This window comes from Ferruginibacter sp. SUN002, from assembly GCF_050611725.1.
Classification (GTDB): Bacteria; Bacteroidota; Bacteroidia; order Chitinophagales; family Chitinophagaceae; genus Ferruginibacter.
Genome location: NZ_JBODJB010000001.1, coordinates 1,255,849 through 1,278,053 on the forward strand (window position 1 = coordinate 1,255,849; position 22,205 = coordinate 1,278,053).

The window sequence follows — 22,205 nt, forward strand, 5'->3', positions numbered from 1 at the left end:
ATGGCCAAAGTAACTTTTGACAACCGAAACAATGAATTCTATCAAAGCCTGAAAGCAGCAGTAGATAAATATTTCGAAGACAAGAAAATCAAAAAAACAGGCGACTACAGACTTTATCTGAAATCATTCATTTTGATCGGTACGGCAATAGCAGCTTACTCCGCTTTGATGTTAACGGATGTATCTACATTAACAGCAATTTTGCTTTGCGCACTTTCAGGATTTACTTTCGCTTGTATAGGTTTTAGTGTGATGCATGATGCAAATCATGGAAGTTATAGTACTAAACCATGGTTGAACGATGCTATCGGTTTATCAGCTAATTTCTTAGGCGCTAATTCTTATTTCTGGAAACAAAAACACAATATCATTCACCACACTTATACAAACGTAGATGGTATTGATGATGATATTGCAAAGAGCCCGATCATTCGTCAATGTGAAACACAGAAATGGGTGCCGGCGCATAAAGTTCAGCATTTATATTTGGTGCCGATCTATGCAATGTCTTCTATTTTTTGGATATTTTTTATGGATTTTACAAAATATTTTTCTCGTAAAATCTATACAACAGATGCCTGGAAGATGTCTGCAAAAAACAAATTGGTTTTCTGGCTAACTAAACTTGGATATCTTACTTTTTACATTGTTTTACCAATTCTTAAATTCAGTTTCTTACCATGGCTGGCAGGGTTCTTTATTACACATGCTGTAATGGGACTTACTTTATCGTTGGTATTTCAATTGGCCCATGTGGTTGAAATTACTGAGTTTGAAAATGTTGCTTTAGATGAAACAAAACATTTGGAAACAGCCTGGGCTGAACATGAATTAAAAACAACTGCTAATTTTTCAATGAATAACAAAATTATTTCTTGGTTTGTTGGTGGATTGAATTTTCAAATAGAACATCATTTGTTTCCACGAGTAAGTCATGTGCATTATCCGGCTATCAGTAAAATAGTTATGGAAAAATGCAAAGAGTACAATCTTCCATACAACAAATACGACAGTTTTTTTGAAGCATTGGCTTCACATTTCAGAGTAATGAAATCACTTGGGAAAAAACCTGTTGAAATGGTCAAACTGCAAGCTGCTTAAGGCTTGTATTTAGCTTCCTGAAAAATAGTTTCGTCATCGGTACTCATAAGTTGCGATAAACTTATATCTTTTTTTTGCTGCATGTATTTTTTTACAATTTGCCATCCGCAAAAAGAACCGATATTTCCAGGTGATCCTTCTCCAAGTTCTTGCGTTTTTGGCCCTTCATCAATATAGCTTTTGGTAGCCAGCAAATCTGTTTGTTGTAACAAAGAATTACGTACAAACAGATCCCATATTTTGTCTTCATCTTTATACGATGCTTCTAATTGCTTTTCAGTATAACCGATCAATTGATACTCTTTCTTGGCAGGAAGTAACTTACTTAATATATACAGTCGCTTACCTTTTTCTATCATTTTGTTTACAAGTGTAAAGTCATCAGATCTATCCGGATACATATCTTCAATAATGCTTTTCATACAATTGATGCTGATGTATTCAGGCTCAAAACGACGTGATATATATTCAGGATAAATAGTTTGGACTTCGGCGGTTTTGTATAAAGGAAAATCTTTTCCTAAATAATTTTGCAGCCCTATCAATATTGTGTTAGATGCTACTGCTGTGGCTACACCATCGGCAGGTCCAATAAACGTAGTTATTTTTTCCGGTAATTTATAGTCGGGGAAATAGTATTTGGTAAATTGTAACCCTTTTTTTATTTCATTTTCGTATGGGGTAAAGTCACTGTATTTTTTTTCAGATTCGTTATAAATATCTCTGTACGCTCTAATAACATTGTTCATTATCGGGGCAAGTGTATCGGCACGCCATCTATGATCCAGCCCTAAAATTGTATCAATATACAAAGTAGTAAAACCGGAGTTTAATTTTTGAAGATATTCAGTCAAACTTGCAGCGGTTGTATCAAACAATTTTTTTTCATATCGTTCAGTAGTAATGTTTACTTTAATATTCGATACATCCGGAGTATTGCTGCTATTACAACTCACAAATAGAATGGCTGCGGCAAAAACGATCAATAATCTCATTTTAATAATGGCTTTAATAAGTAACTTTACAAAGTAAGACAATCATTTCTAAAAAATAATACAAATAATTTCAGGTATAGCAAGATGAAAATTTTTTTAGCACAACAAAATTATCATATCGGCAATTTTGAGAGCAATACAGAAAAAATATGCTGTGCAATTGATCTTGCAAAAAAAGACGGTGCCGATCTGATCGTATTCAGCGAATTAAGTGTATGCGGTTATCCGCCAAGAGATTTTTTAGAGTTCAATGATTTTATCAATAAGTGTAATGAAGCCATTGATATTATCAGGAAACATGCAGATACGATCGGTGTTATCGTTGGAGCACCCGACAGAAATACGGTAAAAGAAGGGAAAGATCTTTTTAATGCGGCCTATTTCTTATACAATAAAGAAATTAAAGGCATTGCACATAAAACATGTTTGCCTACTTACGATGTGTTTGATGAATACCGGTATTTTGAGCCGGCTTATCATTGGAATGTAATTGAATTCAAAGGCAAGAAATTAGCCATTACTATTTGTGAAGATATCTGGAATTTGGGTGATAATCCTTTGTACCGAATTTGTCCGATGGATAAATTGATGGAACAGCAACCGGATTTAATGATCAATATTTCTGCATCGCCATTTGATTATACACATGAACAAGACAGAAAGGCCATCATCAAAGCAAATGTTGTAAAATATAAGCTACCGATGTTCTATTGCAATGGTGTAGGTAGTCAAACAGAAATTGTTTTTGATGGAGCCTCACTTGTATTTGATAAGAATGCAAATCTCTGCGGACAGTTGCCAATGTTTCAATCAAAGCTTGAAGGGTTTGTTTTGAATGATGATGGGAGTATTGATGGTCCGATCATCACACAAGCCAAAGATGTTCCTGATACTGACTTAAATCCAATCGGTTTAGATGAACATTTAAATATTGCTGATATACATGATGCATTAGTAATGGGCATAAAGGATTATTTTGGCAAGATGGGTTTTTCGAAAGCAATTTTAGGCAGCAGCGGTGGTATTGATAGTGCAGTTACATTGGCTCTGGCTTGTACTGCGTTGGGCAGCGAAAATGTAAGAGCAATCTTAATGCCTTCTCAATACAGCACCGGCCATAGTGTTAGTGATGCTGAACAATTGAGTAAGAACCTGAATAATCCTTACGATATCGTTCCAATAAAAAATATTTACGATAGTTTTTTAAGTGAGCTAAAACCAATTTTTAAAGACCTGCCGTTTAGTTTAGCTGAAGAAAATATTCAAAGCAGAAGCAGAGGAAATTTGTTGATGGCGATAGCCAACAAATTTGGATACATATTATTGAATACATCTAACAAAAGCGAATTGGCAACCGGTTATGGTACGCTTTATGGCGATATGGCCGGCGGTATCGGCGTATTGGGAGATTGTTATAAAATGCAAGTGTATGCATTAGCAGCATACATAAATCGTGATAAAGAGATCATACCAACCAATATCATTACCAAAGCACCGAGCGCAGAATTAAGACCTGGACAAAAAGATGCAGACTCTTTACCTGACTATGCTATACTTGATAAAATCTTGTACCAATACATTGAAAGAAGGCAAGGTCCGAATGAAATTAAAGCACAGGGCTTCGATGCTGCTTTGGTAGACAGGGTTTTGAAAATGGTCAATTTGAATGAGTATAAACGAAACCAATTTTGTCCGATCATTAGAGTGTCACCTAAAGCATTTGGTGTTGGTAGAAGGGTACCAATTGTAGGAAAATATCTTTCTTAAATTTTTACATGAAAGCAATAGTTTATAAAAGTACAGGTAGCTGGTATTCCGTGAAGAATGAAGAGGGTGTATTTTGCAATGCCCGTATAAAAGGAAAATTGAAAATGGATGGTATTACCTCTACCAATCCGATTGCAGTAGGAGATGTAGTACTTGTTGAAATGGAAAATGAAACAGAAAATACATTGACCATTACCGGTATTGAGAAGAGAAGCAATTATATTACCAGGATTTCTCCGCACAATAAAAATCAGCATCATATCATAGCATCTAATTTAGATCAGAGTTTGCTGTTTGCAACTTTGAAGGATCCTAAGACATCACAGGGTTTTATCGATCGATTTTTAATTACTTCCGAAGCTTATCACATTCCAACGATCATTGTTTTTAATAAATCAGATCTGTACGGAGAGAAAGAAAAGGAAAAATTTGCCGAGGTAAAAAGTATCTATGAAAACATTGGTTACAAGGTAGTTTCAATGAGTATTGAAACGGGTGATGGGGTAGAAGAAGTGAAAAACATAATAGCAAATAAAACGACTTTGCTGAGTGGCCATTCCGGGGTAGGTAAATCAACTTTTATCAACACCATCTTTCCTGAATTAAATTTAAAAACCCTTGAAGTAAGTGACTGGAGCGGTAAAGGAATGCACACTACTACCTTTGCCGAAATGTTTGATATAGCTTTGGGAGGAAGAATTATAGATACACCGGGTATCAGAGAGTTAGGATTGGTAGATATTCCAAAGCAAGAACTGTCACACTATTTTCCTGAGATGAGAACGTTGATCAATGATTGTCAGTTCAATAATTGCATGCATACCAACGAAAAAAATTGTGCTGTAAAAAAAGCTGTTGAAGACGGTACCATACATATGGATCGGTACATCAGCTATTGTAATATTCTTGATAAAATTGAAGAGAAGAGTTATTGATACAAAAAAGCAACATCAACTTTTACCTATTGTAAAAACCAATGTTGCTTCAAAATATTTATTAAAATTAATAAGCTCTTCTTTCTAAAAACTTAGCCACTTCCATCACTGCATTATTTTCTCTCTTGATACTTTTAATGTGTTGAGGATAAATAGACACACCATTGAACATATTATAATGAAGTGTAAGAATCTGTTTTTTGTAAGAGAAATCCCAGTTCAATGTTTCAGCATCATCAACCTGGTTTAAGAAATTTACTTTAAGAGCGCTGGATAAAACATCAGCGATTGCGTAGAATTTGGAAATGCCACAGCTATCATCAATAACAGCTTCAGTATTACCTAATTGGTTTTTCAGTTGGTAGCACATATATTTGGATTTTAGGGTTTCGATTTTCATCCAAGTGTCAACACAAACTGCTCACTTACTTATCCTCTGAACTTGGCTTTCTTACTTTTTTTCATCGCTTTCTCATCTCCGGATGCAATTTTTTCAGCTCCAACATTTCTTCCATCACTAGGACAGCCATATTTTTCTTTTTTTCTAAAAAGAGAACAGCTACTTCCTAAAAATGACACACAAACTAAAGCAATAATAATTTTTTTCATAGCATAAAAATACATAAAAACTGCAGACTACTAAGCTATTTAACATTTACTCTACATCCTTAAACCACGATGAATACATCAAATAATTATTAGCTATCCGGTTTATTTCGCCATTTATCAACTCTTGAGAAATATCTTTTACCTTTCTGGCAGGTACACCTGCGTAGATCGTTCCGGGCTCAACTATTGTATTTTCAAGCACTACGGCCCCGGCGGCAATGATACTATTGGTTCCAACTCTCACATTATCCATTACAATTGCCCCCATTCCAATCAGCACATTCTCTTCTATAACGCATCCATGTACCAATGCATTGTGTCCGATGCTAACATTATTTCCAATAATTGCCTTGGTTTTTTCATAAGTACAGTGAATTACGGCTCCATCCTGTACATTTACCTTATTGCCAAGGCGTATACTGTTCACATCACCACGTATCACTGCATTGAACCATACGCTGCAATCATCACCCATGATCACATCACCAACAATTGTAGCATTTGGAGCCACAAAACAGTTATTACCAATCTGAGGCAGTATGCCTTTTACGGGAAGAATCAAAGCCATAGTTTTTATTTTTTTGTTACAAACATTTGTTTTTCATCCCCAACTGGTTGGGGATCGTTGTGTCACTTGCCGATCTTATCGGCATCCCGATGTTACACTTGGAATCGGGATTTGTACAACATACCTATTGTCAACAAGCTCAAAAGTAAAAATTCAAAACCTCAAACTGATACAACTTTTTGTTTTTGCCTTTTAACTTTTGACTTATCTCACAAATATCAAACTTTCTTTACGAAATTTGTTACTTATGAATCAAAGGCAGTTATTTATTAATCACGTGGGACAAACTTCACCTTCACCTATGGCTTTAGAAATTGCGAAAGCCCAAGGCAGTCGTATGTGGGATGTTGATGGTAAAGAGTTTATTGATCTGATAGGAGGTATCAGTGTTTGTAATGTTGGTCACCGACATCCCAAAGTTGTTGAAGCAATAAAAAAGCAACTGGATGATTACATGCATATTATGGTGTATGGCGAATTGGTGCAAAGTCCGCAGGTGCAATATGCAAAATTGCTGACCGATCATCTACCAAAAACATTGAACTCAGTTTTTTATACAGCCAGTGGCAGCGAAGCAACAGAAGGTGCCATGAAATTAGCAAAACGATATACCGGCCGAACGCAGATGATCTCTTTCAAAAACAGTTACCACGGGAGCACTCAAGGTGCTTTAAGCATCATGGGAGACGAATATTGGCGCAATGCATTCCGTCCATTATTGCCGGATATTTTACAACTGAATTACAATTCTTTTGATGATCTGGAACAAATAACAGAAAGAACTGCTTGTGTTATTGCAGAAACAATTCAATCTGAGGCAGGCGTGATAACTCCGGAAAAAGATTGGATAACAGCATTGCGTAAACGCTGTACTGAAAAAAGAGTATTGCTGGTGCTGGATGAAATTCAATGTGGTTTTGGTAGAAATGGGTCTCTATGGGCATTTGAACAATTTAATATTGTGCCCGATATTTTATTGCTTGGAAAAGCACTTGGAGGTGGTATGCCATTGGGCGCATTTATAGCAGATAAAAAAATAATGAATTCACTTACGCATGATCCTGTGTTAGGGCATATCAATACTTTTGGTGGTCATCCGGTTTGTTGTGCTGCCGGTATGTCGGCAATGAATGTTTTGCTGGAAGAAAATTTAATAGCAGGTGTAAAACAAAAAGAACAATTGTTTCTTTCTTTATTAAAACACCCTTCTATAAAAGCTGTACGTAGTTGCGGATTAATGATTGCTGTTGAATTTGAAAATTTCGAGATAAATAAAAAGGTAATTGATGCGTTGGTTGAGCAAGGTGTTTTCACAGATTGGTTTTTATTTGCATCCAATTGTTTACGCATAGTGCCACCATTAGTTATTACAGAAGAAGAAATTAAAATTGCTTGCAAAAAAATTATAGAAATTATTTAGGTGTATTGACGGTTCACAAACATTTGACACCTGTGAAAAAATTACCATGAAGAAATTAAAAAAGGCAAGTATTCGTATTTTTCTTTCACTAAGTATTCTTTATTTGATCTTACTCATTCCTGATCCAAAAGATACAGGTAACATCATTCAGTCATCAAAAAAATCATTCGAATGGAATAGTGATGCCCTTTGGCAAAGTCTTGAAAAAACTTTCAAAGCTGCAAAATCAGATTCTCCGGTAACACTTAGTTCATCCATTGCAGTACTCCATTCAATTTTAAATGAAAAATTTACATTGCTGCAAACAAAAAATATTACGGCAACTGATAATGATCTGCAAATAATTGAAAGTGCTTTTTTTTCTTTGGCACCGTTAGTTGCTGCAAAGCAAGATTCCATACCTGCATTTATAGATTTCTACAATCAATTCAGAGGATATATCAAACTGCAATCGCAGCAGTGGAATATGAATGATCCGGCTTCAAAAAATACGATCTATTCTTTATTATATGGAATGCGACAAGCAATAGAAGAAGTTTTATTGCAAGCAGATAGTAAGCAATTTCCATCTACCATGTTGGTTACAGCTGAAAAATCGAATACACCTTCTACAACAATTTTTGGAATAGAAGTACATAGTGGTGATATGTTAGTATCCCGAGGCGGAGCAGAGGTTTCTGCATTAATATCGAGAGGTAATGATTATCCGGGTAATTTTTCTCATGTAGCATTGATCTATATTGAAGAAAAAACGAACAAACCATATTTGATAGAAGCACATATAGAAAAAGGTGTTGCAGTTTCTTCCGTAGACGATTATGTAAAAGATAAAAAATTACGCTTTATGGTAATGCGGTTAAGAGCTGATCATCCTGCAATGAAAAAAGATAGTATGTTGCCTCAAAAAGCAGCGAAACAAATGTATGAGCTTGCATTATCTAAGCATATACCTTACGATTTTAAAATGAATTATAAAGATTCATCAGCTTTGTTTTGTTCAGAAGTTGCATCTTACGGGTACCGAAAAAATGGAATACAACTATGGAAAGCAAGTTCTACAATTTCATCGCAGGGAGTGGTTAATTGGTTACATGATTTTGGAGTAGAAAATTTCATTACGCAAATGCCATCAGATCTGGAGTATGATCCACAACTTGCTGTTGTGGCTGAATGGAGAGATCCGGCAACCTTGTATAAAGATCATATTGATAATGCGGTGATGGATGCATTACTGGAAAAAGCGAATGCAGGAGAATCGATCGGATATACTATCTGGCAATTACCATTGGTGAGAATTGTGAAAGGGTATTGCTGGATAAAAAACCTATTTGGTAAAGAAGGAATCATACCCGAGGGAATGAGTGCAACCCAAGCACTCAAAAATCAAACCTTTGTTGCAATGCATATTTCAACGAAACAAAAGGTTGAAATCGATGCAGAAAATTTTGTACGGCAAAATGGGTATAAGCCTCCGTACTGGCAGCTGGTAAAATTTGCTGAGGCTGCTGTTTCCGAAAAATAAAATCGCCTTAACCAAAAAAAATCTTGGAATTTTGAGATTTAATTATTTACTTTGTTTTTCAAAGTGCTTTTTATGAGTGAACAACAAGAATCGCTAAAAGACTTGCAACACATTAAACAAATGATGGAACGCAGTAGTCGTTTCATTAGTTTGAGTGGTTGGAGTGGCATAGCTGCAGGGATTACGGCGTTAATAGCCGCCTTCGTGGCCAAAGATCAAATAGACCATTGGCTTCCCATGTTTCAAGATCCCTATCGAACCGATTGGGGTGAGTTGGAAAGAAATCTGATCATGATTGCTGCTACAACTTTTATTGTAGCTTTTGTGTCTGCCTTCTTTTTTACTTATTATCGTAGCAGAAAGCATGGTGTTGCAATTTGGGGAGCTGCATCAAGAAGGTTATTGTTTGCTGTAGCAGTTCCATTAGTAGCAGGTGGTTTATTTTTACTTAAAGAAATTGAGTTTGGCAATTATGCATTGATAGCACCGGGTTGTTTAATATTTTATGGTCTTGCGTTAGTAAATGCCAGTAAGTACACTTTGGGTGAAGTAAAATATTTAGGTTACTCACAGCTAATATTGGGTGTGATCAATTGTTGGATGGTTGGCTACGGTTTGTATTTTTGGGCAATTGGCTTTGGCGTTTTGCATATTGTTTACGGGGCGATTATGTGGAATAGATATGAAAGAACAGTTGACTAATTTGGGAGCATTAAAATTTTTAAAGTGGCAACTAATCCGATAGAACATTTAAATAAAGTTTTTGACAGCCGTATTCGGCTGGGCATAATGAGTGCGCTCATGGTGAATGAGGAAGTGAACTTTAATGATCTGAAAGAATTGCTGGAAATTACTGACGGAAATTTAGCCAGTCATCTTAAAAGTTTGGAAGAGAACGATGTGATAAAAGTTAAAAAGGGCTTTATTGGTAGAAAGACAAACACAACTTATTCAGTTACCAAAACAGGTGAAAGGGCTTTCAAAGCTCATATAGAGGCTTTGGAAAAAATGATCAGATCATCAAAATAATTTTTTTTTGTATTTATACTTTGAAAAACAAAGTGCTTTTAAAATATGTATAGTTTAAGAACCATCTTGTATAGTTTCACCATTTGGGTATTAGCAGCAATGATCAATGCTCTGTTAAGTGCCACCTTATTGATTTTTTCCGAAGCGGAGTATTTAGATAGTTGGCCGGGGGTATTCGTACTTGCGCTTGTTTTTTCATTGTTGTTCTCTGCCCCCGGCATTTTTATTTTTTGGCTGGTCTTTATTTCAAATACAAAAGATAAAAACCTTTTCAGGCTTTTGCTTCGTACAGGAATCATCTGTTCGGCAGCAAGCGGACTCCTTTTTGTGGTTTTGTTAGGGCATGAATTTAAAGGACAGGAAAATTATCTGGGATTCTTTGGTGTAGTCGCTGCTATTACAGCGATCATGATTCACCATCGACCCATCGTATCACTTAATACTAAAAGCAAGTAAATAACGAGAACAATAAAAATTAAATAAATGAAAAACGAGTCATTAAAAATCATCTTAGTAGCGGTAGGCGCTGTTTTATTCAATTGTATTTTCTGGCAGGAAAAACTTGCCTTAAATACGGTACTTTTCGCAGCGTTTATATTAACGTCGGTATTTTATCTGTATCCTGGTACTTTTTCAAAGCCATTGACAAAATGGTTGCTAGCGGCAAACATCATTACACTGGCGGCTGTAATTATTCATAACACTGTATTAAGCAAACTGGCATTTTGTACAACATTGTTGTTGGTAGTAATATTTGCCGAATACCTGCATCGTTCTGTTTGGTATGCAGCTGCCTCTGCTATTGCTAATTTTTTAATGATGTTGCCTTCTTTTTTCAACAACATTCAATCAATGAAACAAGGCGGTTTCAAATTAAGGGGTTCCGGCAAATTCTTTCGATTTCTTATCATTCCATTGATATTGACTTTTGCATTTTTTCTGATGTACAATTTTGCCAACGTTGTTTTTCAGAATCTGATGAATGATGTTGGAATGGCTATACAACATTTCTTTGCCCGTTTCTTTACTTGGTTTAGCTGGCAGCGATTTGGGTTTTTATTGGTTGGTCTGTTTGTTACCGGTGGACTTTTATTAAAAAGCGATATTGGATATTTCTCAACAGCAGATATCAGCCAAAAGAATGATCTATATAGAAAGAAAAATGATCTGAAAAAATGGAAAGAGACGCATTGGTTTGAATTACTTTCCATATTCATGGGGCGTTTTGCTAATGGAGTGATGGCCTTAAGAAACGAAAATATTACAGGAATCATTAGTCTGGTTTTATTAAATATTTTATTGCTGTTTATCAATTGCATTGATATTATGTATGTATGGTTTGGGTTCACTTATAATAACAATATCAATCTTTCTGAATATGTACATGAAGGTGCAGGAATGCTTATTTTTTCTATAATGGTAGCAATGGTGTTGCTGTTGTTTTTCTTCAGAGGTAATTTGAATTTTTACAAGAAGAATAAATGGTTACGTTATGGTGCTTATGCATGGTTATTTCAAAATGCTATATTGGTCATTTCTGTTTTGTTTCGAGATTATTATTATATAGCCCATATGGGCTTGGCCTACAAACGCATTGGAGTATTGGTTTTTCTGCTACTTGTATTGGTTGGTTTGATCACCGTTTTTATAAAGATCCAACAACATAAAACAAGTTATTATTTGCTTAGAGTAAATGCATGGTTTGCAATACTGATATTGGTTGTTTCATCTTGTTTTCATTGGGATGAAATGATCGCAAAATATAATCTTGCAAGAAAAGGTACGGTTCAGTTAGATGTTAAATTTTTACTTTCTCTTTCGGATAAAACCTTGCCTTTAATAGAAAAAAATGTTGGTGTGTTGCAGCAGGCATTGACGCCTATTAAAGGAGGTGAAGGTGAATATTTGTATCGTTCGCCACTTGATCCGAAACAAGTATTTGAAAACAGAAAAAAGGATTTTTTACAGGATCAAAATACATACTCGTGGCTTTCATGGAATATGTCTGATGATTATGTGAAAAAATATCTTTCCAAAACGAAGAATGGTTTATAGAATTGTAATTTATTAATTGAAATAAATTTAAGCGGTGAAAATATTTTTGAGTTTTGGCTATGCTTTAAATGGAATATGGCAGTGTTGTAAAAAGGAATTGAATTTTCGAATTCATTTATTTATGATGAGCATTGCTATATTATTGAGTATTTGCTTTTCAATTAGTAAAATTGAATGGGTACTAATTGTCATGTGTTGCATGTCGGTAGTGGTCACTGAAATGATCAATACTGCATTAGAAAATATAGGTGATCATATCAATAAAGCATTTCACCCAACCATAAAAATAATAAAAGATATTGCCGCAGGAGCTGTTCTGGTAAGTGCTATTGGTAGCAGTATAATTGGCTGTATAATTTTTATTCCTAAAATATTTAATTAATATGATACGGTTATCGACTTTTGAAAAATGGCTTGGAATCTTTGCTACTTTTATTATTGCAATGTTAGTCTGCCGGGTTTTATATGCCGACACAAAAACATATTTGTTTCTTTTGTGGAATTTATTTCTGGCCTGGATACCTTTTAAAGTAAGCTTGTTTCTAAAAACAAATCAGACAAAATTTATCTCTACTTTTCTTATAAGTATTTGGTTGTTATTTTTCCCTAATGCATTATACATTGTAACCGACCTTATTCATTTGGAACAGCGACAGAATATACCGATTTGGTATGATGCGGTATTATTATTTACAAGTTCTTTAGTGGGGTTGATAATGGCTTTTGCATCACTCTACAAGGTTGAAATATTCTTGAGGGCAAAGTTTACCCGGCCCCTGGTAAATGGTGTAGTATTTCTCTGTTTATTCGCCGGCTCATTCGGAGTTTATTTAGGCAGGTTTTTGCGTTGGAACAGTTGGGACATAGTTTCTGAGCCTCTGTTATTGGTAAAGCAAATTGCGATACGTTGTGTATATCCGGTGGAACATTACAGAACATGGGCAGTAACAGTATTGCTTACTTGTTTGTTCAGTTTGTTATATTATGGATCAAGACAACTTAAAGCCACCTCGACTCATTAAAAATCCAATCCTAAACTTAAATATTTAACAGAAGGCCCTCTGAAAAAACCGGCCATTGGCCACCCTATATCGAATTTTACAAAATAACCGAATAAAACACTTCTTGCACCAAATCCATAGCCACCGGCAAATGGTCCAATACCGCCAACTTTTGTTCTTACTTGTACCGGAGGATTACCATAAATATTTACAGGTCTTTTTATTCCGTTGTACCCACCATTCCATGCCGAACCAATATCAAAAAATTGTATTATTTGGAAATTGCGTATAAATGCATTGTTGATCGGATTGTTGAAAAATGTTGTGAATACGGGTAATCTGAACTCACTATTGATAGTAACTGCATTATTACCGTTAGCAACATTTTGTGTAAAACCTCTAAGATTTAATGCCAATGATTGAAATGCGTATGTCTGATCCTGAGCAGGTTTGTTATTAGAGTTGAAAGATGGTTTAAACCACCCGTCGGCACCGCCAAGATAGTAAATAGTTTTTTGGCTACCCCAGCTAAAATCCCCTGCAGCTCTTCCTGCCCAAATGAAGTTTCTGTAAATAGGATAGTAATAACGAACATCAAAACCCCAGTTGAAATTGAATTTGCCCGAAGCAAATTTTTCTTTGCTGATATCGGTATTCCAGTCAATGAATGCCTTGTATCTTAAGCCATGCCAGATATTTTGTGCAGGGTTTAATGTATTGTCATAAACATATTGCAAGTTGGTAGTTTGGAACATACGGTGTTCATCTGGTATCACATTCGGTTTGCCGGAAAAAATGGAATCAACCGTAGAATATACTTTTCTGTCGCTGCGTATGCCAACGGTTAATTGCAGTCTTTTTGTTTCATCAAACGGATAACTAACATTTACCTGATACAGATTTGTAAGTGCTTTGGCAGGGTATAAATATCTGCTTTGTACCTGGTTTATATCGTCGGTAGGTTTATCATCTATTGTGGTTCCAAAAAGAAATTTTTCATTGTTTCTGTAATAGGTTGTCCCCCAGTCAATTCTTCTTTTAAAATTTTGATAACTTAACAACCATTCATGATCTTTAAGATTAGAAGATAACCTTACACCGCCAAGGATTTTTACATCTTCCATTAATTCAGAAACAGCAAATTTTATAAACCCGTTTACAACAGTATTCGGTTGTAGTGTAATAGGTCCTCTTCCGCCTTGGTATGGTTGGTATCTGTTTAATAAAATTGCATTGTTGAATAACTCAGCCCCACCATTATCTACATAAAATTTTACAGGTTTGTATTTGTAATTTTTTGCCTTTTGCAACACATTCTCATCGGCGTTTTCGCTTGTAGTAAATACTTGGCCAAGTGCCACGCTATCCTGCTTTTCATTACTGAATTCAGATTGGAAAATATCATTTTCTACTTTTGCCGAATCAACAATAATGTTACTATCTATTGCAGCAGCTTCCTGAACGATCTTGTCAGCCATTACAATGTTTCTCATATAGGTAGTAGGCGGCACCGTTATATTTCTGCGTTTAAGTGTATTCTCGTCTATTTTAAGTTTATATAATATTTTTTCATCACTTTGTCTGGTTACCTCACTTACCTGATTGTTTTCGCCGGCAATACGAGTTTCGGCAACACTGCTTTGATAATTAGTTAAGGGAAAAGTATAAGCAGAATCTTCAGAGATGGCAACTACTGCAATTGAGTCAACATCCATTTTATTGTTAGCTTTAAGTACACTGTCAACTTCTTTTTCAGAAGGGTTGTGTAAAATATCTTCCCCTATCAAAACCAATGTATCCAAGCCGGAACTTTTTGTATTGAAGAAACCTGCATAACGATTGCCAACACCATTCTCATCACTGATAAAAGTAAAATGATTGATGTTGTATTGCATCGGATATCGGGCATTGCCATATTTTAAATTTGACAATTGAGATATCTGATTTAATTCTGCTTTACCACCAAAATTGGTAACTAAAAAAACATTGTAACGATTATTGCTGGGCAATACGGTATCCCCGCTTTTTGCATCAGGTGAAGGACGATTGCTGCTGAAAATGATCCCGTTCTTATTTGAAAACTGCACAAACGATGCATCCAGATCATCATAAACATCATTAGTGATCTGTTGCACTTTTTCTTTGCCCATATCAAATGTGAAAATATCTGTGTGGCCATTTTTTACGGCACTTATCAAAAGCATTTCACTGTTATAAGGGCTGTAACTAACATCCTGTATGAGATCAAATTTATCGCTAAGTTCAAGTTTGTACCTCTTAATTCTGGCCTCTGTATCAAACTCAAACATTTTTACTTTTCCTTCATCTATATAAATAACTAAAAGCCTTGTTCCCGTTGGGTTCCATGCTAACAACGGATAGCCGGGGTTAACTGCATTTTTGTATGTTCTAACACCATATTTAAGCAAAGTGGTGTTTTCGTCATCTTCGTTCAATATTACTCTTGTTATCCCTTTTTTGTATTGTACAAATGCGTACGCATTGATCTTTTTATTCGGATTTACATTTATCCTGTAATAATCGAGTCTTTTATTGATATCGAAACTCTCAATATAATTCCCTTTTGGATAAGGCTTTCTTCTATTGATATCGTTATCATATTTTTCTTCCTGATATTCCATAAATTCTGCAAGCACCGCTTTGAACTTTTTTTTGCAAACCTGTTCGCAGGCTTTGTTCAGATTTTTATAGATACGTGCCAAGTAAAGCAGATAAGTAACATTTTCTTTTTTATATTTTTCCTGAATAAAGTACCAGAACGAGTGACCGGCTAATAATGGCTTTTCAAAAGCGAAGTCGTAAAAATTTTTGTAGTTGCCACTGAGTATTTCACTTTTTAGTTCATCATCTAATGCCGTGCTCCAGTTGTTTCCGGTAAATGCAATGTAACCATCTGTAAGCCATTGAGGCAGATCAAGTAATGCCTGGTTGCCTGCGATCTCTCCAAAATCATCGCCGAACAAAACATTTTCAGTAAGCACTTTGGCAATACCTTCTTTAATTTGTTTGCGAAGGTCTTCATGGTCTCCATTAAAGTACACTACCATTTTGTTGTTTACCAATTTGGTAAGTCCGCCTGTGTTTTGCCAATCGGAGCCCAAACCAATATTTGATTGTTTGAAATCTTTATAATCATTATAAACAACAATATTTGCCCTTCGTTGCAGGTTGTATTCAGTAAAAGTTTCTAATGCAGGTAATTCTTTCTCCGCTACCTGCGCAACAAATTTTCCAAGCTCCTGTCCGCTTTGGCTATAATAAACATTGAAGTTTTTTGTTTGATAATATTCCCATTTGAATTTTTTGTATTGAATACGGTTCTTTCCAAATTCAACGGCATTAACTTGCGCTTTTGTAATAAGCGGAAACAGGCAATATGAAAGCAGTAGTATAAAAATAATTTTGATACCGGCTTTAGTACCACTATTCACCATCGTTGTGTCACTCACTTGTGCTATTTGTTCATTATTGAGCTTTTTCCACATTCTATGATTATATTTAAAAGAGACATTACTTTGCATAAACTGAATTGTACCTTAAAATTAGTTGTTTTAAAATAAATGCTCAATATCAAATCTTTAATAAAGTGTTACAGATAAAATCCTTTGTTTTTAGCCCTATTCAGGAAAATACCTATGTACTCTATAATGAGTCGAAAGAGTGTATGATCATAGACCCCGGCTGTTATTTTGATGAGGAAAAAGCAACACTGCAATCATTCATTGAACAGATGCACTTGCAGCCTAAAATGTTGCTCAATACGCACTGCCATTTAGACCATGTATTTGGTAACAAATTTGTAGCCGAAACTTACGGGCTAACACTGCAGCTACACGAAATTGAGCAACAAGTGTTGGCATTTGCACCAACTTCCGGCCTGATGTATAATTTGCCTTTCGATAATTATGTCGGCGATTTTATTCTATTAAAAGAAAAAGATACTGTTTTGTTAGGTGAGGATGAATTAAAAGTGATTGAAGCACCCGGTCATTCTCCCGGGCATATTTGTTTCTATTCGGCAAAGCAGCATTTTTTAATCGGAGGTGATGTGTTGTTTCAAAGAGGTATCGGAAGAAGCGATCTGCCTGGAGGAAACCACGAAACATTATTAAAAAGTATCAGAGAAAAACTATTTGTACTACCCGATGAAACGATCGTCCATAGTGGTCATGGTCCTGCTACTACTATTGGCGAAGAGAAAATGTATAATCCATATTTAAATTGATTGGCACAATTCAATTAAAACTCCATTGGTAGTTTTGGGATGAAGAAAGCAAACTAATTTATTGTCGGCTCCTTTTTTGGGAGTTTCATTTAATAAAATAAATCCTTCATCTTTTAATCGTTGCATTTCAGCTTCAATATCTAATACTTCAAAAGCTATATGGTGTATGGCTTCACCCTTTTTCTCTATGTATTTGGCAATAACACCATCATTGGTAATACTTTCCAATAATTCAATTTTTGTGTCACCTGTTTGAAAGAATGCAGTATTTACATGCTCACTTTCAACCGATTCCGTCTTATAGCACTGACTATTTAACAGTTTTTCGAACAATGGAATAGATATTGCCAGTTCTTTAACAGCGATACCAATGTGTTCTACTTTTAGCATAATTGATGTGTTTGGTCAGAATAGGCGTTTGATAGCTGAAAACTTGTTACGAAATAGGTAAATTGACTGATTTGGAGTCGATTTATAAGCTAAAATAGAACAGTTTGTATTAATTTCGTGTTATAAAATTAAATTAGAAGATACTATGTTGAAATTGCCGATTTATCTGGACAATAATGCTACCACTCCAATGGACCCAAGGGTTTTGGAGGCGATGACACCTTACTTTTTACAGCATTTTGGAAATGCGGCAAGTCGTAACCACCCATTTGGCTGGGAAGCGGAAGAAGCAGTTGATTATGCCCGTGAGCAGGTTGCTAAATTAATAGGCGCAGATCCGAAAGAAATTATTTTTACCAGCGGTGCTACCGAAGGTGATAACCTTGGTATCAAAGGTGTGTATGAAATGTATGCAAGTAAAGGTAACCATATCATCACTGCTACTACAGAACACAAAGCGGTTTTAGATACTTGTAAGCACATTGAAAAACTTGGCGGTGAAGTAACTTATTTACAGGTTAAACCCGATGGCTTAATTGATTTGAAAGAATTAGAAGCAGCGATCAAACCAACTACTATTTTAATAGCTATCATGTATGCCAATAACGAAATTGGTACAGTAATGCCGATCAAAGAGATCAGTGCTATTGCTCGTAAGCATGGTGTTTTGGTTTTTACAGATGGTACACAAGCAGTAGGTAAAATACCGGTTGATGTAAATAAAGATGGTATTGACCTAATGGCTTTTACAGCTCATAAAATGTACGGACCAAAAGGTGTTGGTGCGTTGTATGTTCGTAGAAAAAATCCAAGAGTAAAAGTTACTGCTCAAATGGATGGCGGTGGTCATGAAAGAGGAATGAGAAGCGGTACTTTAAATGTTCCGGGGATTGTTGGTTTTGGTAAAGCGTGTGAATTGTGTATGTTGGATATGGAAGAAGATACAAAACGCATCAGTAAGATGAGAGATCATCTTGAAACAGAATTAATGAAATTAGAAGAAGCATACATTAACGGTAGTACAGAACATCGTTTACCGCATGTAACAAACATTTCTTTCAAACATGTTGAAGGAGAAGGGTTGTTGATGGGCTTTAATAAAAATATTGCTTTAAGTTCAGGCTCAGCTTGTACTTCGGCTTCTCTTGAACCATCGTATGTTTTAAAAGCATTAGGTTTGGGAGATGATCTGGCACATAGTTCTTTACGTTTTGGCTTAAGCCGTTTTACAACTCAAGAAGAGATTGATTATACCATTAAAGCCATCAGTGAAACGGTGTTGAAACTGAGAGAAATGAGTCCGCTTTGGGAAATGTATAAAGAAGGAATTGATTTAAGTACGATAGAGTGGGCACACCATTAATGCCCCATCCCCTAAAGGGGAGAAAAGGCAAAAAGTATAATTTTTTTTAAGAGTTCTTATTTTACAAAATATTAAAACCTGCGTCCTCCAGCAGAGTACAAACTCCCCTTTAGGGGATGGGGGCAAAAATCATGGCATATTCAGAAAAAGTAATCGACCACTACCAAAACCCTAAAAACGTTGGTACGCTTGATAAAGCAAGTAAGAACGTTGGTACAGGTTTGGTAGGAGCACCGGAATGTGGTGACGTAATGCGTTTGCAAATTGAAGTAAATGATGCAGGTTTAATTACCGATGCAAAGTTTAAAACTTTTGGTTGCGGATCAGCAATTGCTTCATCTTCTTTAGCTACAGAATGGTTGAAAGGTAAAAGCGTTGACGAGGCGTTGAAAGTTGATAACATGGATTTCGTAGAAGAATTAAATCTTCCTCCGGTAAAAATTCACTGTTCGGTTTTGGCAGAAGATGCTATCAAAGCAGCGATCAACGATTATCGTGTTAAAAACGGTATGGAAGCTATTAAGTTTGAAGAGAGTGTAGTTCATTAATGTGCAAATCTGCAAATTAGCAAATATGCCAATGGAGGTTTGTAGGCACTATTTGCACATTTGCACATTTGCTAAATTGCATATTAGATTATGACGGCAACAGATAACGCAATATTTATAAGCGATAAAGCAAAAGCAAAAGTGGTAGACCTGATGAAAGATGCAGGTTTAGGCGACGACCCTTCGTATTTTTTACGAGTCAGTGTAGTTGGTGGTGGCTGCAGTGGCTTAAGCTATAAAATGGATTTTGACAACGAACAAAAACCAATGGATCAGGCATTTGAGGATAAGGGCATCAAAATTGTAACAGACCTTAAAAGTTTCTTATACCTTGTAAACACAGAGCTTGAATTCAGTGATGGATTAAATGGTAAAGGGTTTTACTTTAATAATCCGAATGCTAGTAGGAGTTGTGGTTGTGGGGAAAGTTTTGCAGTATAAAAATCTAAATGAATAAAAAAGCCCTTCAATATTGAAGGGCTTTTTTGTGAAATATTTTATTGTTTTTCTTTTAAATAGAAAATCCCCCGATAAAGTCGGGGGATCACACAGTAGTTGGTTTTGGTAAACAGTTTTATAGTCTGATAAGGCTTTTGTAAAAGCCCATCATAGGGATTATTTTATTAAATGCTTACAATATGACAGCAACAGTTTTGAAATTGCTGCATAATAAAATTATTTTATTAAAAAAGCTTGTTTATAGAATCTTATACGATCTATCAAAAACAGTCGATATACACCCTTTGGTAAGGAGCCAGGCATGTTGATCTTCAATGTTTTATCAGTTCCATCATGCTCTACTGTTTGTGTAAGCAGGCGTCTGCCATCATTCGACAAAACACTCATCTGATAGCGTCCTTTTGTTACAGCTGCAAAGCGAACAGCTAATTCCGACCCCGAGGGATTGGGGTAAATAAAAATAGTATTGCCTACTTTACCGAAATATATTCTTACAATAGAAGAAACGTTGACCGCAGTATTCTTGTGATATACTTTCATTCTATAATAGTTAGTACCTACTATAGGGTTATTATCTATAAAAGCATAATTGCTGGAAGTAGCAACACTGTTAGCATTTACTGAACCAATAGGAGTAAATACAAGGCCTGTTGAAGATTTTTCGATCTCATACTTTACAATGTCCTGATCATTTTGAATAGACCATTTAAGTTTTACCGATTGGTCTGTACAAATAGCTCCAAAAGCGGAGAGATTAACTGAAAGTGGAGCACTGACGGTAAAATTAGCACGATAATTAACCCCGTTGGCATTGTCTACATGTTGTATTGAACAATTTACTCCGGAATTGTCACCCGACACATCATAATATAACTCTAAAGTATAGTCGCCGGCCTCAAGATCTGTCAGATCCACAGCTTTGCCAACAGTTTGTAGCTTTTGTTCATATACACTGGTACAAGCGCCACCACCACAACTGCTAAATGTTGTTCCGTTACAAGAGCAGGCAACCGCAAGGCTAATTGACTTGAAGGTTGGGGCATCTGGTCTTTGGTCTTCCGGATATACAGCATAATATAGATTACCGTTACAAATAGAGCCTACACCGTTTCTGATTACTCTTACCTCTGCTCCGTTCAATACCAGGTTGCCGCTTTTAAAACCGAAAACACCTAACTGGTTATTGAGATTATATGTGCTTATGGGAGATTGTGTGTTTGATTTTTGTGTATTGTAAAACGAAGCGGTACCATTAACTTCAAGATATACCGCTGAAGCAGAAATTCCAAAATCTGCCATCACGGCCAGGCCGGTAAACATCAAACAGATAAGTAAGAGTAAAATATGCTTCATCAATACTATTAAGAGGTACCTCAAATTGATTGCTCTCCAAATATATAAAAATTACCCATTATTCCCCAGCACAAAGTTTTATAACACCCGATGTAGTAAATTGCACCAATTTTAAAACAATGTGGAGTATTTGTAAAAAGGAATTACAGCAGTTTTTCGGGAATCTTACAGGCTATATTTCCATCATTTTATTTTTGGTGGTGAACGGCCTTTTTTTGTTTGTATTGAAAGACAGCAACTTATTCGATTTTGGCTATGCTACCTTAGATAAATTTTTTGAGCTAGCACCATGGATATTGGTCTTTTTGGTGCCTGCTATTACCATGCGTTCTCTATCGGAAGAATTTAAAACAGGAACTTTCGAGATATTAAAAACCAAGCCTCTTTCCCAATGGCAAATATTGTTGGGCAAATATTTCTCTGTTTTACTAGTGCTCATCTTTATTATCGTTCCAACATTCATTTATGTTTTTACCATCCAAAAATTAAGTGCAACCGGTACAATTGATGGAGGTGGAATTGTTGGAAGTTATATTGGTTTGTTTTTACTGGCTGCTGTATTTGCAGCTATAGGTTTGTGTTGTAGTGGATTCAGTAATAATGCTGTGATTGCATTTTTAATAAGTGTATTTGCATGTTTACTGTTATATTTCGGATTCAATGCTGTAAGTCGGTTGCCGATTTTTCAGGGTAGTGCCGATTATTATATAGAAATGGCCGGAATAGATTTTCACTATAGAAGTGTAAGCCGAGGATTGCTTGATAGCAGAGATGTTGTTTATTTTTTAAGTCTGATATTTTTATTCTTATTGATCACCGTTAAAAGAATAGCCCGACGTTAAGC

Annotated in this window: 23 protein-coding genes; 16 read left to right on the forward strand and 7 right to left on the reverse strand. The window is 35.6% G+C overall.

Translation table 11 applies throughout. From position 1 onward, the window contains the following. Nucleotides 1-1,101, forward strand: a complete 1,101-nt coding sequence (locus ACQ33O_RS05525) for a fatty acid desaturase family protein (protein WP_430994569.1) — start codon at nucleotides 1-3, stop codon at nucleotides 1,099-1,101. Here ACQ33O_RS05525 and ACQ33O_RS05530 read toward each other — a convergent pair. Beyond that, complete coding sequence (locus tag ACQ33O_RS05530; protein ID WP_430994570.1) at nucleotides 1,098-2,096, reverse strand: hypothetical protein; 999 nt, start codon at nucleotides 2,094-2,096, stop codon at nucleotides 1,098-1,100. The two genes, ACQ33O_RS05525 and ACQ33O_RS05530, sit on opposite strands and share 4 nt — an antisense overlap. Before the next feature lie 84 nt (nucleotides 2,097-2,180). Between ACQ33O_RS05530 and ACQ33O_RS05535 the strand changes: the two genes are divergently transcribed. Together ACQ33O_RS05535 and rsgA are read left to right on the forward strand one after the other, a co-directional pair. Beyond that, nucleotides 2,181-3,863 (forward strand): NAD+ synthase, encoded by a 1,683-nt coding sequence (locus tag ACQ33O_RS05535; protein WP_430994571.1) that lies wholly within the window; start codon nucleotides 2,181-2,183, stop codon nucleotides 3,861-3,863. An 8-nt stretch (nucleotides 3,864-3,871) separates the two neighbouring features. Continuing rightward, nucleotides 3,872-4,798 (forward strand): ribosome small subunit-dependent GTPase A, encoded by a 927-nt coding sequence (rsgA, locus tag ACQ33O_RS05540; RefSeq protein ID WP_430994572.1) that lies wholly within the window; start codon nucleotides 3,872-3,874, stop codon nucleotides 4,796-4,798. 67 nt (nucleotides 4,799-4,865) lie between these two features. Here the strand turns inward: rsgA and ACQ33O_RS05545 are convergent, their stop codons facing one another. From ACQ33O_RS05545 to ACQ33O_RS05555, 3 genes are read right to left on the reverse strand one after another with little or no spacing between them, the layout of a single operon-like run. Beyond that, nucleotides 4,866-5,168: a hypothetical protein gene (locus tag ACQ33O_RS05545; RefSeq protein WP_430994573.1), complete on the reverse strand. Its 303-nt coding sequence runs from the start codon at nucleotides 5,166-5,168 to the stop codon at nucleotides 4,866-4,868. A gap of 59 nt (nucleotides 5,169-5,227) precedes the next feature. Beyond that, nucleotides 5,228-5,407 carry a hypothetical protein gene (locus tag ACQ33O_RS05550; protein WP_430994574.1) on the reverse strand — a complete coding sequence of 60 codons (180 nt, stop codon included), beginning with the start codon at nucleotides 5,405-5,407 and terminating at the stop codon, nucleotides 5,228-5,230. A 46-nt stretch (nucleotides 5,408-5,453) separates the two neighbouring features. Then, the gene (locus ACQ33O_RS05555; RefSeq protein ID WP_430994575.1) at nucleotides 5,454-5,975 is read right to left on the reverse strand and encodes a gamma carbonic anhydrase family protein; all 522 of its coding nucleotides are present in this window, start codon (nucleotides 5,973-5,975) and stop codon (nucleotides 5,454-5,456) included. Between the two features lie 301 nt (nucleotides 5,976-6,276). Between ACQ33O_RS05555 and ACQ33O_RS05560 the strand changes: the two genes are divergently transcribed. The 8 genes from ACQ33O_RS05560 to ACQ33O_RS05595 all read left to right on the forward strand — a co-directional run bounded on the left by ACQ33O_RS05560 (nucleotide 6,277) and on the right by ACQ33O_RS05595 (nucleotide 13,023). Then, on the forward strand, nucleotides 6,277-7,395 hold the full coding sequence (locus ACQ33O_RS05560; protein ID WP_430994576.1) for an aspartate aminotransferase family protein: 1,119 nt from the start codon (nucleotides 6,277-6,279) through the stop codon (nucleotides 7,393-7,395). 46 nt (nucleotides 7,396-7,441) lie between these two features. Continuing rightward, on the forward strand, nucleotides 7,442-8,917 hold the full coding sequence (locus ACQ33O_RS05565; protein WP_430994577.1) for a YiiX/YebB-like N1pC/P60 family cysteine hydrolase: 1,476 nt from the start codon (nucleotides 7,442-7,444) through the stop codon (nucleotides 8,915-8,917). A 72-nt stretch (nucleotides 8,918-8,989) separates the two neighbouring features. Next, complete coding sequence (locus tag ACQ33O_RS05570; protein WP_430994578.1) at nucleotides 8,990-9,619, forward strand: hypothetical protein; 630 nt, start codon at nucleotides 8,990-8,992, stop codon at nucleotides 9,617-9,619. 24 nt (nucleotides 9,620-9,643) lie between these two features. After that, nucleotides 9,644-9,946, forward strand: coding sequence for a winged helix-turn-helix domain-containing protein (locus ACQ33O_RS05575; RefSeq protein ID WP_430994579.1), 303 nt, complete (start codon nucleotides 9,644-9,646; stop codon nucleotides 9,944-9,946). 45 nt (nucleotides 9,947-9,991) lie between these two features. Next, nucleotides 9,992-10,402: a hypothetical protein gene (locus ACQ33O_RS05580; protein ID WP_430994580.1), complete on the forward strand. Its 411-nt coding sequence runs from the start codon at nucleotides 9,992-9,994 to the stop codon at nucleotides 10,400-10,402. Nucleotides 10,403-10,429: 27 nt separating this feature from the next. Continuing rightward, on the forward strand, nucleotides 10,430-12,001 hold the full coding sequence (locus ACQ33O_RS05585; protein ID WP_430994581.1) for a DUF4173 domain-containing protein: 1,572 nt from the start codon (nucleotides 10,430-10,432) through the stop codon (nucleotides 11,999-12,001). Between the two features lie 34 nt (nucleotides 12,002-12,035). Next, nucleotides 12,036-12,383, forward strand: a complete 348-nt coding sequence (locus ACQ33O_RS05590; RefSeq protein ID WP_430994582.1) for a diacylglycerol kinase family protein — start codon at nucleotides 12,036-12,038, stop codon at nucleotides 12,381-12,383. Between the two features lie 61 nt (nucleotides 12,384-12,444). Continuing rightward, nucleotides 12,445-13,023, forward strand: a complete 579-nt coding sequence (locus tag ACQ33O_RS05595) for a DUF1361 domain-containing protein (protein WP_430996152.1) — start codon at nucleotides 12,445-12,447, stop codon at nucleotides 13,021-13,023. Here ACQ33O_RS05595 and ACQ33O_RS05600 read toward each other — a convergent pair. Next, on the reverse strand, nucleotides 13,020-16,544 hold the full coding sequence (locus tag ACQ33O_RS05600; protein ID WP_430994583.1) for a hypothetical protein: 3,525 nt from the start codon (nucleotides 16,542-16,544) through the stop codon (nucleotides 13,020-13,022). The genes ACQ33O_RS05595 and ACQ33O_RS05600 overlap by 4 nt on opposite strands. A 65-nt stretch (nucleotides 16,545-16,609) precedes the next feature. Between ACQ33O_RS05600 and ACQ33O_RS05605 the strand changes: the two genes are divergently transcribed. After that, nucleotides 16,610-17,248 (forward strand): MBL fold metallo-hydrolase, encoded by a 639-nt coding sequence (locus ACQ33O_RS05605; RefSeq protein ID WP_430994584.1) that lies wholly within the window; start codon nucleotides 16,610-16,612, stop codon nucleotides 17,246-17,248. On the opposite strand, the gene mce is transcribed toward ACQ33O_RS05605, so the two are convergent. Next, the gene (gene mce / locus ACQ33O_RS05610; RefSeq protein ID WP_430994585.1) at nucleotides 17,240-17,638 is read right to left on the reverse strand and encodes a methylmalonyl-CoA epimerase; all 399 of its coding nucleotides are present in this window, start codon (nucleotides 17,636-17,638) and stop codon (nucleotides 17,240-17,242) included. The two genes, ACQ33O_RS05605 and mce, sit on opposite strands and share 9 nt — an antisense overlap. A 145-nt stretch (nucleotides 17,639-17,783) precedes the next feature. Here mce and ACQ33O_RS05615 point away from each other — a divergent pair, with 145 nt between their 5' ends. From ACQ33O_RS05615 to ACQ33O_RS05625, 3 genes are all read left to right on the forward strand, one after another. Beyond that, a complete protein-coding gene (locus tag ACQ33O_RS05615; protein WP_430994586.1) occupies nucleotides 17,784-19,001 on the forward strand; it encodes an IscS subfamily cysteine desulfurase in 1,218 nt (405 codons plus the stop codon). A gap of 131 nt (nucleotides 19,002-19,132) precedes the next feature. Then, on the forward strand, nucleotides 19,133-19,549 hold the full coding sequence (gene iscU / locus ACQ33O_RS05620) for a Fe-S cluster assembly scaffold IscU (protein WP_430994587.1): 417 nt from the start codon (nucleotides 19,133-19,135) through the stop codon (nucleotides 19,547-19,549). Nucleotides 19,550-19,639: 90 nt separating this feature from the next. After that, on the forward strand, nucleotides 19,640-19,990 hold the full coding sequence (locus tag ACQ33O_RS05625) for a HesB/IscA family protein (RefSeq protein ID WP_430994588.1): 351 nt from the start codon (nucleotides 19,640-19,642) through the stop codon (nucleotides 19,988-19,990). 234 nt (nucleotides 19,991-20,224) lie between these two features. On the opposite strand, the gene ACQ33O_RS05630 is transcribed toward ACQ33O_RS05625, so the two are convergent. Next, nucleotides 20,225-21,361 (reverse strand): hypothetical protein, encoded by a 1,137-nt coding sequence (locus ACQ33O_RS05630; protein ID WP_430994589.1) that lies wholly within the window; start codon nucleotides 21,359-21,361, stop codon nucleotides 20,225-20,227. A 119-nt stretch (nucleotides 21,362-21,480) separates the two neighbouring features. Here ACQ33O_RS05630 and gldF point away from each other — a divergent pair, with 119 nt between their 5' ends. Then, nucleotides 21,481-22,203, forward strand: a complete 723-nt coding sequence (gldF, locus tag ACQ33O_RS05635; RefSeq protein ID WP_430994590.1) for a gliding motility-associated ABC transporter permease subunit GldF — start codon at nucleotides 21,481-21,483, stop codon at nucleotides 22,201-22,203. Nucleotides 22,204-22,205 lie beyond the last annotated feature (2 nt).